Source organism: Roseivirga sp. E12, assembly GCF_017592825.1.
In the GTDB taxonomy this organism is placed as follows: domain Bacteria; phylum Bacteroidota; class Bacteroidia; order Cytophagales; family Cyclobacteriaceae; genus Roseivirga.
Map to the genome: position 1 here is coordinate 493530 of NZ_JAGFMD010000001.1, position 15404 is coordinate 508933.

At 41.5% G+C, this 15404-nt stretch carries 11 protein-coding genes; 8 read left to right on the plus strand and 3 right to left on the minus strand.

Annotation, left to right across the window (positions count from 1 at the left end; all coding sequences use genetic code 11):
• Positions 1 to 114: 114 nt before the first annotated feature.
• The 3 genes from J4E76_RS02140 to J4E76_RS02150 all read left to right on the plus strand — a co-directional run bounded on the left by J4E76_RS02140 (position 115) and on the right by J4E76_RS02150 (position 3780).
• Positions 115 to 444: a PadR family transcriptional regulator gene (locus J4E76_RS02140; protein ID WP_208500909.1), complete on the plus strand. Its 330-nt coding sequence runs from the start codon at positions 115 to 117 to the stop codon at positions 442 to 444.
• Positions 445 to 3177 (plus strand): ABC transporter permease, encoded by a 2733-nt coding sequence (locus J4E76_RS02145; protein WP_208500910.1) that lies wholly within the window; start codon positions 445 to 447, stop codon positions 3175 to 3177.
• A 150-nt stretch (positions 3178 to 3327) separates the two neighbouring features.
• Complete coding sequence (locus J4E76_RS02150; RefSeq protein ID WP_208500911.1) at positions 3328 to 3780, plus strand: cold-shock protein; 453 nt, start codon at positions 3328 to 3330, stop codon at positions 3778 to 3780.
• Between the two features lie 47 nt (positions 3781 to 3827).
• Here the strand turns inward: J4E76_RS02150 and J4E76_RS02155 are convergent, their stop codons facing one another.
• The 3 genes from J4E76_RS02155 to J4E76_RS02165 all read right to left on the minus strand — a co-directional run bounded on the left by J4E76_RS02155 (position 3828) and on the right by J4E76_RS02165 (position 6495).
• The gene (locus J4E76_RS02155; RefSeq protein WP_208500912.1) at positions 3828 to 4226 is read right to left on the minus strand and encodes a hypothetical protein; all 399 of its coding nucleotides are present in this window, start codon (positions 4224 to 4226) and stop codon (positions 3828 to 3830) included.
• Positions 4227 to 4449: 223 nt separating this feature from the next.
• Positions 4450 to 5481, minus strand: a complete 1032-nt coding sequence (locus J4E76_RS02160) for an AI-2E family transporter (RefSeq protein ID WP_208500914.1) — start codon at positions 5479 to 5481, stop codon at positions 4450 to 4452.
• A gap of 168 nt (positions 5482 to 5649) precedes the next feature.
• On the minus strand, positions 5650 to 6495 hold the full coding sequence (locus J4E76_RS02165; protein WP_208500916.1) for a hypothetical protein: 846 nt from the start codon (positions 6493 to 6495) through the stop codon (positions 5650 to 5652).
• 144 nt (positions 6496 to 6639) lie between these two features.
• Between J4E76_RS02165 and J4E76_RS02170 the strand changes: the two genes are divergently transcribed.
• The 5 genes from J4E76_RS02170 to J4E76_RS02190 all read left to right on the plus strand — a co-directional run bounded on the left by J4E76_RS02170 (position 6640) and on the right by J4E76_RS02190 (position 15281).
• The gene (locus J4E76_RS02170) at positions 6640 to 8721 is read left to right on the plus strand and encodes a winged helix-turn-helix domain-containing protein (RefSeq protein ID WP_208500917.1); all 2082 of its coding nucleotides are present in this window, start codon (positions 6640 to 6642) and stop codon (positions 8719 to 8721) included.
• 83 nt (positions 8722 to 8804) lie between these two features.
• Entirely contained in the window at positions 8805 to 11537 is a 2733-nt protein-coding gene (locus tag J4E76_RS02175) for a prolyl oligopeptidase family serine peptidase (protein ID WP_208500918.1), read from the plus strand.
• A 402-nt stretch (positions 11538 to 11939) separates the two neighbouring features.
• The gene (locus J4E76_RS02180) at positions 11940 to 12092 is read left to right on the plus strand and encodes a hypothetical protein (protein ID WP_208500919.1); all 153 of its coding nucleotides are present in this window, start codon (positions 11940 to 11942) and stop codon (positions 12090 to 12092) included.
• A 221-nt stretch (positions 12093 to 12313) separates the two neighbouring features.
• Positions 12314 to 12625, plus strand: a complete 312-nt coding sequence (locus J4E76_RS02185; RefSeq protein WP_208500920.1) for a PadR family transcriptional regulator — start codon at positions 12314 to 12316, stop codon at positions 12623 to 12625.
• A complete protein-coding gene (locus J4E76_RS02190) occupies positions 12615 to 15281 on the plus strand; it encodes an ABC transporter permease (RefSeq protein ID WP_208500921.1) in 2667 nt (888 codons plus the stop codon). The genes J4E76_RS02185 and J4E76_RS02190 overlap by 11 nt, the downstream gene beginning before the upstream one ends.
• Positions 15282 to 15404 lie beyond the last annotated feature (123 nt).

The window sequence follows — 15404 nt, forward strand, 5'->3', positions numbered from 1 at the left end:
AAATCTGTACAAGAAGCGTTCGGAAAGCGAGCAGTTTAATGGGAGAAATTTCTTGATGGTATTGTTTATCAAATACATTAGTTATAATTTTGTATAACATACAATGTATATCTTATGAAAGATAAAGGACTTGGTGAATTTGAAGAACTTGTGCTACTGGCAGTTTGCATTTTGGAGGGTACGGCTTATGGAGTAAGTGTTAAGAATGAAGTAGAGAAGCATTCTGGCAGATCAATACTCTTAGGAGCTATTCATATCACACTTTATCGACTTCAGGATAAAGGATATCTAAAGTCAGAGATGGGAGGTAATACCGAAAAAAGGGGAGACCGAAGAAAGCGCCTGTTTTCCATCACTCCAACTGGCCTAAAACAGCTCAAAGCCTCCCAAGATGTCCGCCAAAAGATGTGGCAATTGATTCCTCAATTAAATGCCGGTCAGTAGATGAGCAATAATCGGTCAAAACTATCCAATTGGATACTCTCCAAACTATTGCCAGATGTCTATCTGGAAGAATTCTTCGGTGATCTCAAGGAAATGTATGATCATCGATTAGAAGTAAAGGGTAAAACATATGCACGACTAATGTATTGGGTCGATACAGTGCATTTACTCTTTGGTTTCTCTTCAATAAGACTTTTCAAAACTCAGAATAACAACGTGATTATGATTCAGAACATGTTCAAAATGGCCATAAGAAGTGCCAGAAAACAAAAGCAGTTCACTATTCTCAATTTATTAGGTCTTTCTTTAGGGATAACGGCTTGCCTATTCATAGGCTTATATATCCATGAAGAATCTACCTACGATACTTTCCATGAAAAAGGGGATCGTATTTATCGTGTCAATCAACCAATGATTTGGAATGCCTGGGATGAGCAATTTGCTTCTACAGGACCCAATGTTGCGCTTGCACTCAAGGAGGAAGCGCCTGAATTTGAAGAGCTGACTCGTCTTTTGAGCTTAGGACCTCAGACGCTACGTATGACCAATGGAGCTGATGATTTCTCATTGGTTAAAGAGACTAAGTTCTTTGGTGCCGAAGAAAACTTCTTTAAAGTATTCTCATTCAAAGCAATACAAGGAAATCTCGACAACGCGCTGAAAGATCCACTTAGCATTGTAATTACACAAGAAACTGCCCAACGCTATTTCGGCTATGAAGAAGCGGTAGGTAAGTTTATTGAGGTAAAAGAATTCAATGACGAGTGGAGATCATATACCGTTAAGGCTGTCATTGAGGATATACCTACTAAATCGCACTTGCAGTTTGACATCCTGGTTTCCTTTAGTAGTTACCCTGAAATGTTCAAGGATAGTGAATGGAAATGGATCTGGACTGGATTTTCAACCTACGGATTGGTACAAGAGGGGACGGATATTGAAGCTTTGACCGAAAAGATCCAGGCTGTTCCTCCAAAATACGCACCCGCCACAACAACTAGAATCTTTAATCAGAGCTATGAAGAGTTTACCAATGGTAACCCTTGGACACTTTACTTACAGCCTTTAAGAGATCTATACCTCTCTAACGAACCGGATAGTCATCGATTTGGTCCAACAGGAAAACCACAACCGATCAAAATCTTTACAGCTATTGGTGTCCTGATTTTGATTCTATCAAGTATCAACTTCATGAATCTATCAACAGCTCGTTCTGGGCATAGAGCTAAAGAAATTGGCGTTAAAAAGGTGCTGGGCTCTCACAGAAGGAGTTTGATCTATCAATTCATTTTTGAATCAGTACTTTTCGTCTTTGTAAGTACTATAGTGGCTTTTTTTACGGTTTGGTTGACCACTGACTCTTTTAATGAACTGTCTAATAAATCGCTGGATATAAGCCAGTTAATTGTCGACCCTGTATTTATTGCTTTGACAATAACATTTGTGTTGGTACTCGGCATACTTGCAGGAGCTTACCCAGCATTTTATCTCTCATCCTTTAGACCTGTGCAGGCGCTTAAGGGAGGTCTTAGTACTGCCTTTAAAGGCAAAACGTTGAGAAATGGGTTGGTCATCTTTCAGTTTACGATATCCATTGCCTTAGTCATATGCACATTCTTTGTTCAGCGTCAACTGAACTACGCTTCTAGCCTTAATTTGGGCTTTGACAGGGACAATGTTCTTCAGATTCATAATATGGAACAATTGGGGAGTCAATTGAATGTCCTGAAATCAAAATTATCCAGCAATCCCACAATTGAAGCTATTGGTACGTCCTATGCCACGCCTGCTAATGTCTGGGATGGCGAACGTTATAAGACGAAAGGTCCGGAACCGAGTATTGCTGATATGAGCAATTTTAGAACAGAGGGTGAGTATCTAGACTTGTTAGGTGTTGAATTTATCGCAGGAAGGAATTTCGATCCGACTAGAGTAAATGACAAGTACAGTGTTGTCCTGAATGAAAGGGCCGTCAAAGCTTTAGGGTGGGGAACTCCCGATACCTGGAAAGAAAATTCCCCAATTGGAAAAATGGTGGTATGCGCTTTTGACAATGAAGAGGAGTTGGAACTGATCGGGATCGTAAAAGATTTCAATTATAACACCCTCAAAGAAGACATAGAACCATTGGTTATCATGCATCAGGAAAATGACAAGATCTGGAATTATGGCTTGGGAAGAGCTTTCATTTCCTTACGCTTGAATTCTGAGCTTATCAACTCTTCAGAAAGCCTAAGTTCCTTTTTAAATGAAGTTGAATCTGAAGTCCATAATGTGGATACTGAAACCATGTTTGAGTACAGCTTTATGGATCAGGATTTTGAGGCTACTTTCAGAGAAGAAAAAAGGATGGGCAAGGTGCTAAACCTTTTCTCCATGATGATGATGGTGATTGCTTGTTTAGGCCTATTCGGATTAGCGACTTTTTCGGCAGAACAGCGCTTAAAAGAGCTTTGTATAAGAAAAGTCCTTGGAGCGAAGGTTTCAAATCTAGTGATTACATTCTCTTCAGAGTTTACCATTTTGGTCGGGGTCTCAATTTTAATTGCTATCCCAGTATCATACTTCTTGGTGGATAGTTGGCTCAACGGATTTGCTTTTCATACGCCCATTCAAGCCTGGGTATTTGTGCTAGCTACTGCACTGACCATGGTACTTGCAGTACTGACAATTGGCTATCAATCTTTTGCTAACGCGAAGAAAAATCCGGCAACTGTATTGAAGAATACTTAGGATATCCAACCCTTCGTCTAAGCTGCTTCCTAGGTCCGCTAAGTTTATCAAAAAAGTATTAGTAGAAATCTTTTGGTATAATAGATTAAGTAAAGCCAAGCAAATTGGCTAAATTGCGCTGAACCTAATTATCAAAGATTTATAGACTGAATGGCAAGATCACAAAACACGTTCCAGAAGAAAGAAAGAGAGAAGAAGCGCTTACAGAAGCGTAAAGAAAAAGAAATGAAGAAGGAGGAGCGAAAGGCTAATGCTTCTGGTGGTGGTCTTGATGAAATGATGGCTTATGTTGACGAGTTCGGTAATATCTCCGACACTCCGCCAGATCCACTAGCCAAGAAGAAAGAAGTCAAAGCTTCAAGTATTGAAATAGGAGTTCCTAAGCAGGAGAAAGAAGATATGACGGCCGAGCGAAGAGGCAAAGTGTCTTTCTTCAATGACTCTAAAGGTTACGGTTTTATCAATCAAGATGGAACGCAAGAACGCTTCTTTGTTCATGTTAATGGCTTAATGGAGCCGATTCAAGAAGGGGATAAAGTGAGTTTTCTCTTAGAGAAAGGAATGAAGGGTATGAATGCCGTTAGTGTGAAAGTTATTCGCTGATATTCTGAATTACCTCAACAGCTAAAAAATAAAAAAACGGAAGAATATTATTCTTCCGTTTCTTTTTCTGCCTCTTCTTCAGGGGCATCTTCAGTTTCGTTAACTACAGGAGTGCAGCTGATATTGAGCATAAACTGCTTGTCTAATTCGATGTGATACGTAGCAGTACTCATAAGTTCAATGGCTTTGCCAGACTGTCTGATCATTTCCATAAAGTCCTGTGCTACCAAAGAAGTTTTGATTGCTACCAAAGGCTTGCTTTCGAAAATATCGATCTTAAACGAGTATACAATGTTCTTCTTAGGAGCTAGATCAGTAAACTCATGCTTTGAAAGAGGGTAAGACTGAGGTCCATTTTCGGCATCTACCATTAATTTCAGAACTACAGGCTTGTATTTTTTCCACAAAGGATAGAAAGCACTAATCTGGAGGTTATCGTTTCGCATAATTTGTTATGACCTTAGAGAGGTCCATTTGTTTTTAGAGAGGCTTAGAGCTGAACAAAAAATCGATGTTTAAGGCCAGCAGCAGTTAGTTATATTTTAGGCCTCAGGTTTTGTTTAAGCATAATTGTGATGCAAGTTAATGAAACCGTAGAGATATGTCGGGTAAACCAGCCAATAAGTTTGTATGCATGACTAATATTTTCGCCTTTAGGCTTGCAACAGACTAGTCTTGCTGAATGTCTCCATTTTGAGAAAGTATAATCGCCACCCTTCGCGTTTGAGCAAACTGAGAGAATATTATCACCATTACAACAGTGATCGGTGTACTTAAGAGCATTCCTGTAATGCCCCAAATTTGCCCCCAAACGATCAGTGCGAGAATGGTAACCAAGGGACTCAAATTTAGAGAATTGCCCATAATCTTAGGTTCCACAACATTTCCAATTACCCATTCAATAAGGCCTAAGCCGACTAGAATGATAAAGAATGGACCAAACTCACCGAATTGCATCAAACTAAATACAGCAGGAAAAACAGTCGCTACCAAGGAACCAATGGTAGGGATATAGTTGAGTAAGAACATTAATAAGGCCCAAAAGAAGGGAGAGTCGACACCCATAATGGCCAAGAAGATATAACCCACAACCCCTGTAAGTAAACTCACATAGGTTTTGAGCCTAATGTAATCACCAAATGAGTTCCCAATCTTGTTCATGATTTTAGTTGCCCTTGACTCTTCATCTGGCGTATTGAACATCTTGGTGAGCTTGTTTTTGAAACTGGTCTCTTCTGAGAACATAAATGCTGCGTATACAAGAATAATGATGGCATCACCCAAAATGCCAGATATCGATCCGGCAATACTACCTAGGATATCACCATAATCGAAGCCGTCTTGAGCTGTATTGAACTGCTCCTGAATATTTATATTAAAACTCTCATTGACTTGATCTAATAAGCTGTTAATGTTGACTTTATAGCTCTCGTATGATAGCATTAAAGAGTCAATGCTAGAGGTGATCAACTTCGAAAGACCAGCGAAGCCCACGACCAGAATAATAAACACTATTACATTGACCATAGTAGTGTTAAGCTTTTTGCCAATCACCGGAATCTTTGTGGTCAAAGACTTTAACGAAGTACCCAAGTACCACAAGATCACCCCGAAGACAAGCGGGATGAGAATACTTTCAGCATAAATGAGTAGTGCTAAGACACCGGCTATCGCGATGACACTGTAAGCAAGCTTTTTCATGGAGTTAGAATTGGGTCACTGATGCGTGAAGGTAATCCATGAAGCTAGTTATTCCAATTGACCTAAGCTGATCTTAGTGAATTGGCATTGACAAGCGGATATAAAAAAACAGTGATCCGAAAACTCGAACCACTGCCTTGCAGAACTCAATCCAAAAAAGAAGCTAATCTACTTCCCATCCAGGTATTCAAAGCTCTGAAGCTTCAACCACCAACTTGTCACTTTCTTTTGATCTGCATTATAAAGCCCCTGAGCCAACACATAAGGCGCTTCGTTGATGATATGAAATTGATGCATGATAGCAGAAGTAGGGTTGTTGGTGTTTTCCACGATAAATGGTCTCTTCTTCTTTCTATCAGGCATTGTATAATCCACTTGTTCAGTTACAATTCCAACAGCCAGTGTACTTTGTGCCGATGGGGCATTATATAAGGGTTGTAATTTGATCTTCTTGCCGACTTCCAAGTCCATGGCACCCCACATAAGAAAGCGGAGCTGACGAAAGCCAAAGCTAGGATCCGTAGTCGCCAGTTCCTTAAAATCAACTTCTCCCGTAGCCGTATTAATCCTCGATGTAGTGATTTTATCATCGAGCACTCTTACGCTTGTATAATCCTGAGGTGTACCCGCTTTCGGCCCTACAGCCATATACATTTGAAGTGTCTTTTCATCCAGATAATAGAACTGCGTTCTCGCATTGGTATCTGGAAAGTCTTTAGCACCAACATCATGGTATTCGAAAAGGATAACTCTTTTTCCATACCAGTAGACATGCTGTGCAGACATGATAATTTGGTCATTTACTTTTTCTCCCTTAGCATTTGTATATGTTCGGCCATATACCGCTCTATAGGGGCGGAAGTTTTTAAAGTTAATGTCCTTAGGACCCGTTGGAGCCCAAGTCTGCATATCAGCAAACTTCTGTTTGTATGGATGCAAGCCCTGGGCAATTGCACCATTAGAGATAAAGGCCAGCACCAAGGCCAACAGTATTGTTTTTGAGTTTTTCTTCATGATTATGAGTTTTCTTGTTTAAAACCTCTCAAATCTTGGGTTTTAGGCAACTCTAAAAAGGAAGGAACGAGACTTTTTATGTGACGATTTTGTGACTTGACCAATCCAAAATGTTATCTACCGTATATTGTATCAAAATCTTAAATGGGTATAAAGGAGTCATTCAAAGTAGGAGATTGGCTGGTTGAGCCAGAGTTGTTGAGTATTTCCAGAGGAACTGAAAGTCGTAAGTTGGAATTCAAGACAATGGAGATTTTGATTTGCCTTGTTGCCAACAAAGGTCAAGTCGTTAGCAAAAAGAAGTTACATGATGAAGTCTGGGCTGAAGTCTATGTGACAGACAATGCATTGACTCGGGGTGTCTCCAAACTAAGGAAGGCCCTTGATGACGATCCCTTGGTTCCAAAATACATCGAGACCATCAGCAAGTCAGGATATCGTTTGGTGGCTCCTGTGAGCTTAAACTATTCACCGACTAAGAAATTAGATCCATCACAAAGTACGGTCAGCAGTACGCCAAGTAGGAGATGGCTTTGGCTATTAATCTTAATACTAACCGCCAGTACCATTGGCCTTGTCAGCTCTCTTTCTAGAGATATTTATTCCAGTTACTACGACCCGGTTCCGGTATCCACATTAGTAGGTCCAGAGCGCGCCTTGTCCATTTCTCCAGATGGCCAAAAGATTTCATTCAGCTATGCGGAACCAGGTAGTAATGATGCGGATGTCTACATAAAGCTTTTGGGCGACCTGAGTCAAATCAAATTCACAAAGTTGACAAGTCCGCAGGCTTATGGAGTTTGGTCGCCAGATGGTAATTATATGGCTTATGTAAGTGCCGAAAATGGTAGTTGCGAGATTTTCAAAGAGCCAAGCTTTGGTGGGGAAAAGGTTAAAATTGGTGCTTGCTTTCAGTCTCCCGAGGACCTCGTTTGGTCACCTGACGGAAAGACCATCGCTTTTTCCGATGTCAAGTCTCAATATGAACAGCGACAGATCTTCTTCTTAGATATTGAAACTCAAGTGTCCGCAGAGGCAGTATCCCAAAAGGGTGGAATAGCAGATAGAGACCCTGTGTTTTCGCCAGATGGAGAGCAGCTCATATTCCGCAGAACGGTAAGTGGTCAGCAAAGAGATATCTATAGAATGGATCTGATCAGCGGAGATTTGACACGCCTCACTTTTGATGATGCACAAATACTTGGCCTAGACATCTTTGACAAGGGAAGACAAATTGCTTTTTCCTCCAATAGAACTGGGACTTGGGCACTGTGGAGAGTAGGGATTGAAGGTGGTGACATTTCTAGGCTTCATATTAATGACCGTGTTCCGACAGAGCCAAGGTTTTCGAAGAAGGGAGATCGAATGGTTTATAAAAGTCTTCGGGATCAAACCCGTATCTGGTCAATTGAGAAAAATGAGGGAGGCTATTCTGAACCTTCACAGGTGGCTAGCTCAACACGTGCCGAAATCCACCCATCCTTGTCCCACGATGGCAATAAGATCGCTTTCATTTCAGATAGATCGGGGCATTTCGAAATCTGGATAAAGGACTTTCGTGATAACAACCTTACAAAGCTGACATCACTCAACGGTAGCTATATAAGCATGCCGTCATGGTCTGCAGATGCTAAGTACATCACATTCGATGCTAGGATAGATGGAGATCACACGATATATCAGCTAGATATTGCTTCGAAGATGATAAGCCCATTGGTTGACCTTGAAGGCGATCAGGTCAATGCTCGGCCTGCTCTCGATGGCAATAGTCTTTACTTCGCATCTAATCACAACGGCTCATGGCAACTTTGGAATCAGCCGATGGACTCTAATGATGAGCCTAAGGCAGTAACTAAGAATGGTGGCTACTTTATGCACGAAAGTCCTAAAGACGGACTAGTTTATTATACTAAGATAGATACGATCGGCATATGGAGAGTCAATGATCAGGGTAGCGAAGAACTCTTCATTCCGAATTTAAGTAATGTTGATTGGGGCAATTGGATTCCTACTGAGGAAGGCATCGTCTATATTGATAGGAGTTTTGGCCTGCAGATTTTACTTCAGCCCTATGATAAGGAATTGCCTCCTGTGAGTGTGTTTACTCCAGAGAAGCGTATTCAAGGCGCAAGCCCCAGTCTCTATGCCAGTCCCGATGGTCAAAGCGTCTTTTATGTTCAAATTGAGCAAAGTGAAGATGAGATCATGATGGTGGATTTTCGGTGAGTCCCGATCCCCTTGTCTATGGGTTTATTTATGTAGTATATTTAGCGTGTCTTTAAGACGCATTCTCAACCAATATACCAATCATGAAAACCATCCTCAGTCACCGCTTTTATACCCTTATTCTTGCACTGTTTGTTTTTGGCCAACTGGGTCACAGTCAAGAGAAAAAAGCACTCAACCTAGAAGATTACGCACAATGGAACCGCATTAGAAATGCTAGTATTTCCCCCAATGGTAATTGGGCTACTTATACCTATTCTCCCAATGAGGGAGATTCAAGACTTCATGTACGCACTATAGATGGAGATACGCTGCGAACAACCATCAATGGTAAGCAGGTGGCTTTCTCTGATGATAGTCAATGGCTTGCTTACTTAGTGGACCCTGCTAAGAAAGAGGCTGATAAGTTAAAGGCGAGTAAAAAGCCTGTGCAAAGTCACTTGCAGCTTTTAAAGCTCTCTGATAACACAGCCAGCGATGTGAAGGGCACTCGATCTTTTAGCTTTTCGAAAGCCTCTAATTACATCGCCATACATAAATATGCCAATGACCCGAAAGCAAAGCATAAAGGCAGTGACTTAATCCTCAAGGATTTAAATGGTAACCAAAGCCTCAATATTGGTAATGTATCCAGTTACGCTTTCAATAAGGTTGGAAGCCTATTCGCATATATAGTGGATGCTGATGAAGGCAGTGGCAATGGCCTTTATATGGTCGACCTTAATAGTTTGAGGACCATCCCTATGCACACGAGTTCTCACAGCTATGCACAGATGAGCTGGAATGATGCTGGAGATATGATAGCGGTGCTTTATGGAGAAAAAGAAAAAGGTAAGGCGCAGCGCAGTAATACGCTTTATTGGGCATCTGGCTTAACAGCTGGAATGACAAGCCCTCAACAATCGACTTACTCTGGAGTGAATGATGCCAACTTTTCCGAAGCCATGGTAATCAGTGAATACGGAAGATTGATTTGGAATGAAAGCGGTTCTCAGATCTTTTTTGGAGTGAAGGAACAGGCAGAGGAGGTTAAGAAGGAAGATATGCTGAAAGCCAATGTCGATGTTTGGCACTGGAAAGATGAGCAGGTTCAATCGCGTCAAATAATTCAGGCCAATAGAGACCGAAGGGCTACTTATACTGCCGTTCTGAATCTGAACAATAAGACTTTCTTTCAGCTTGAGCATGATAATATGCGGAATGTCAACTTTAGTGAGTCCAGCAAATGGGCTCTGGGTTTTGACAATACGAAATACCGCAATGATGTGAATAACCCTGCTGGCTATGCTGACTTGTACAGTGTTAATACTGAGACAGGCGCCAAGCAACTGATTACAGCAAGAAATTACTTTGGCGTAAACCTTTCACCTAACGGTCAGTGGGCAATTTTTACCAAAGAAGGGGAGCTAATGAGCTATAATTTTGAGAGCGGAGCGACTGATAACCTAAGTAAAAAAGCTGGTGTAAGCTTTATTGACAAAGACTTCGACAAACCCACCGAACTTTTAACATATGGGATAGCGGGCTGGTCCGATGATGGCAAATGGGTGCTTGCCAATAACAAGTTTGACCTGTGGGCAATCTCTCTAAATGACAATGAGACAACCAACATTACGCAGGGAATGGGAGATGATGAAAGCATTCGTTTCAGGGCAGTACAATTAGATCCTGAAGCCAAAGGCTTCGACATGTCTGAGCCTCTTTTGCTTTCGGCATATGGCGAATGGACTAAGAAATCGGGTTACTATCAGGTGAAATTGGGTAAGAAGCCGAAAGCACTTCGCTATGAGGATAAGATGATCGGAAGATTGACCAAAGCCAAGAGTGCCGATAGAGTGATGTTTACCGAACAGACCTTTGTTGACTTTCCTGATTATTGGGTAGCTGACCTCTCTCTAAAGCGACCGAAGAAAGTTACTGATGCCAACCCTCAACAATCTGAATACAAGTGGGGAAGGCGTGTGCTTGTTGATTATACCGATAAGAGAGGACATAAACTTCAAGCTACGCTGGCTCTACCAGCAGACTATGAAGATGGGAAGAAGTACCCTATGGTGATCTATTTCTATGAGCGAATGTCTCAAAGACACCATCAGTATTCTATGCCTACCTATGACGATAGACCTCATATGTCTACCTACGCAAGCAATGGATATTTGGTGTTAATGCCAGACATTGTTTACGATGTGGGATTGCCGGGTTCTTCAGCTTTGGATGATGTGACTAGTGCAACTCAGGCAGTTATAGATCTTGGTTATGCTGATCCAGAACGAATTGGTTTACAAGGACATAGCTGGGGAGGTTATGAGTCTTCATTTATAGTCACTCAAACAGATATGTACGCTTGTGTGATTACTGGAGCACCTTTGACCAACCTGATCAGCATGTACAATGTGGCCTACAAACGTTCAGGCAACTTGAATGGGCCTATTTTAGAGTGGTCTCAAGGTAGAATGGGTGTAAGTCCATGGGACAATATGGAACTGTATAGAAGTCAGTCTCCAATCCATCATGCGCAAAACATCAATACTCCGTTTATGATTCTGCATGGTACTGCTGATGGCGCTGTTGACTGGGTACAAGGTCTTGAGTATTACTCCACTGCCCGAAGACTGGGCAAAGAAGTAATTCTATTGTCTTATCCAGATGAACCGCATCATTTAGGCAAAGAAGCCAATCAGAAAGACTTTCAGGTTCGTATGAAGCAATACTTCGATCATTACCTAAAAGGTGCAGAGGCACCGCTATGGATGAAAGAAGGCGTAAAGCACTTAGACAAGAAGAAGATCAAGCCTGAAATGATGGAGAAGAAGTAAGGCCGAGAACAAAATATTCTGTAAGCCTGACGCATTAAGCGTTGGGCTTTTTTATGCTGTTCTTAGTCTCTCTTAGTCCCTTGATGTCATTCCGAACGCTTGCGCATTAGCTAGGGCGTTGGTGCAACGCTTGCGCATTAGCTACAGCGTTGGCGCATAGAGGTACGAACGAAGCCTGCCTGCCGCAGGCATGGACCCCCCAAACAACCAGGAGATTCTTTCCCCCTGAAAAACGGGGTCAGAATGACGGCAAACAAAGTGAACGTCATTGCCGCGTAGGCGGTAATCTCTTTGAGTCTTAGAAAGACTAGTATTAGATCCTTGTCTGCCGATAGGCAGGCTTCGCTGCACTCAGGATGACGTATAATTGAAAGACACAAAACATCGTTAACGTCATTCTGAATGGAGCCTAGCGAAATGAAGAATCTGGTCCTTCAATTGGGTAGACCCCTGTCTGCCGATAGGAGGGGAATCGCCAAAAAATCAAGAGATTCTTTCCTCCTGAAAAACGGGGTCAGAATGACGGCAAACAAAAAGAACGTCATTGCCGCATAGGCGGTAATCTCTTTGAAGATTAGAAAGACTAGCCTTAGATCCTTGTCTGCCGACAGGCAGGCTTCGCTACACTATGTTTCGGTCAGGATGACGAACGAAATACAGTACACTATTTCTTTAAGTTTTATATATCATTAACAGGTGTTCATAATATATTTTATGGTAACTTGTTGATCATATAGTGAACGCTTGGCGCTTGAACCTCTAGATAATTTAGTGAAATGGTGAATCTCGGACACTTTGAAGAGCAAATACTGCTTATACTGTTACAAGAAGATGGTGTGACTGCTGTCGACTTGGTTAAAAAGTTTGATGACCTTATGGGAAAGAGCGTTACATTGTCTGCTGTACATGTTGTACTCAAGCGGATGGAAAAGAAAGGGCTGGTCACTTCAGAGTTTGGCATTCCAACAGCAGAGAGAGGCGGTCGTAGGCAACGTCATTTTAATGCTTCTGATAAAGCGAGAGAAGCAGTAATGCACATTAATTCTGAGCGTCAATTCTTATGGAAACTCATTCCGGATGTCAAGTAAGAACTCACAGCAACAGCCATTTCCCAGGTGGATCAAGAAAGCGTTGAGACTCATTCTTGATTCTCATGACTACGAAGTCTTTATCGGAGATTTAGAAGAAATCTATCAATGGAAACTACAAAGCCATTCAAAGCTTGTAGCGAATCTTCAATTGATTCGCGAATCACTGTTATTCCTGCTTCGCTTTCTGGGAAGTAAAGAATCAAGGTTCGCCAATACAAAACTTCAATTCAGTGTACACATGATTTATAGAAATATCAAAGTCCTTTTTCGATCTACGAAAAGCATTGGCTATTTCAGCACTAAGATGTTTATTCTTGGGATAAGCATCAGTACTTTTTTATTGACCAAAGCTTATGTCAGTCATGAACGAAGTTATGATCATCAGCACCCAACACCAGACTTAATTTATAGACTTGTAGTAGACAGTGAATCAGATGGAGGTATACTAAATAAGAGTGCTACCATACCACCAGCCTTGTTGCCAAGGCTTATTGCTGACAACGCAGAGATTGCCACAGGTTTTCGAATGGTAAGGACTCAGGTAGATGCTGGTATAAAAGTCAATGAAGATTCATATCTGGAAGAAGGCTTCTACTTTGCCGAACGAGAACTGCTTAATGTGTTGAGCTTTGAGTTTCTAGAAGGAAATAGTGAGGATGCCTTGACTGGACCCAATGATGTGATTTTAACCGAGTCCATTGTAAACAAGTACTTCGATTCAGGCCATGCAGTGGGTAAGGTCATTTCCTACCTACAAATCAATGGGCAGTTTGCTAATCTTAAAGTGAAAGCTGTGATCAAAGACTTTCCCAGAACTTCTCATTTTCGACCTAAGCTGATTGCCAATTACAGAGGCAGTCTTAACCCTTGGTATCGAGGACCTGTAGCGAGTTCATGGGATTTTAATTTGGTCTGGGGCTATTTAAAGTTCAATTCTGATCAAGCAGCAGAAGCCTTCCTAAAGCGTACCAACACCGAGTATATCAAAACATTGCCATTGTCTGAAGGAATGAAAAGAGTGGAATTTAGGCTGCAGCCAATCACCGATATTCATTTAAAGTCTCAACTTAAAAACGAAATAGAAGCAGGTGGAAGTAGTCAATTTGTGCAAATTTTAACTGCAGTAGCATATTTTCTATTAATAGTGGGCTGTCTCAATTATTTGATTCTCACCACGGCTGACAACTTAAGAAAGCTAAAATCTGTAGCCGTTCAGAGGGTCTTGGGTGCAAGCAAGAATGATCTCTTTATGCAGTTCTTTTCCCAATCACTCTTCCAAACCATTCTAGCACTGGGGCTATCCATTCTCTCGATCTATCTTCTTTTGCCAATGCTGAAAATTAGTATAGGCACTGAATTGACCATGGGTTCATTATCCGTGCAAGAAGTCTCTCTATTGGCATTGGGTTTATTGCTCTTCAGCGGATTTATTGCCTTACATCCTATACTGATGGTTTCGAGTTTCAAAAGCTCTGAGTTATTAGGTAAGATCACTTTGACGAAAGGGAATGGAAGGTTTAGCTTCAAGTCAGTTCTCGTAATTGTTCAATTGATGTTTGCTACGTTCTCGTTGTTTGCCATCTTGGTGATTTCTGGTCAAGTAGCGTATATCAACGATAAAGATCTCGGCTTTGATCAAAGTGCGATAATGGTGGTGTCGTCCAGAAGGGGCTTGGATGAAAGTACACTCAGAACCGAGTTGTTGCGAAATCCCAATGTCTTAAGTGTAAGTTCTGGCGCTCGCGTACCTGGAGGAAGGCCAATGCCCACCAGCAAGTTCAGGGCAGATCATATGTCAGAGGCAGATAAAGTAGAAATGATATACATGGCCGTTGACTCATCCTTCATTTCCCTATTTGACTTTCAACTCATGGAAGGTCGAGACTTTAGCGAAGCCATTACTTCTGATTTGACAGATGCTGTCATCATTAGCGAAAAGGCAGCTGAACTGTTCGGCTTTGAAGAAAACGCAATAGGCAGCATTATTGAACTCTATGGACGAAATAATGGCCCTTCAATGGGTAAAAAGCAGGTCATTGGCGTTGTTAAAGACCCGTATTTCGAGTCTTTGTATGAGGAAGTCAAACCTGTGGTTTTTGTAAAGAAGCGCATTGGCGGTTCCAGAATCATGATTAAAATGGCCAAGTCTGAAGAAGTCGAAACCATCGCTTTTATAAGTAACAAATGGGCTTTGCAATTTCCCGAGTTGCCGTTGGAGTATTACCTATTGGATAATCATATGGCCACCAAATACAGTGGAGAACAAAATCTAAAAACACTCATTTGGCCCATTACCATCATTGCCATCGTGGCCTCTGCGCTTGGTTTGATCAGCTTAATCGCCTTCTCCGTACAATTCATCCAGAAGGAGGTAAGCATCAGGAAAGTATTAGGTGCTTCTAGAGAGAACTTATATTTTATGGTGACCAAGGACTATCTGGGCAATTTGTTGCTGGCCTTGGTGATCTCCATTCCTATCGGCAACTTGGTCATGCAACAGTGGCTGAATAATTATGCGTATCACGTTGATGTAGATTTCACCTATTACCTCAATGTGACTATTGCATTATTAGCGATGGTGCTCCTGACCACGAGTTATCATATCATCAAAACGGTGTTCATCAATCCGGTGACCATTTTGAAACAGGATTAAAGTTTATGTCACCCTGCCCCGAAGCTTCGAGGTATTTCAGAGTCTATAATACGCTTGGTATGGCAGCCTAACCTTACGCATAATAATGCTTACAAAATTCCAGTTGAATTGTCTAGCTTAGAA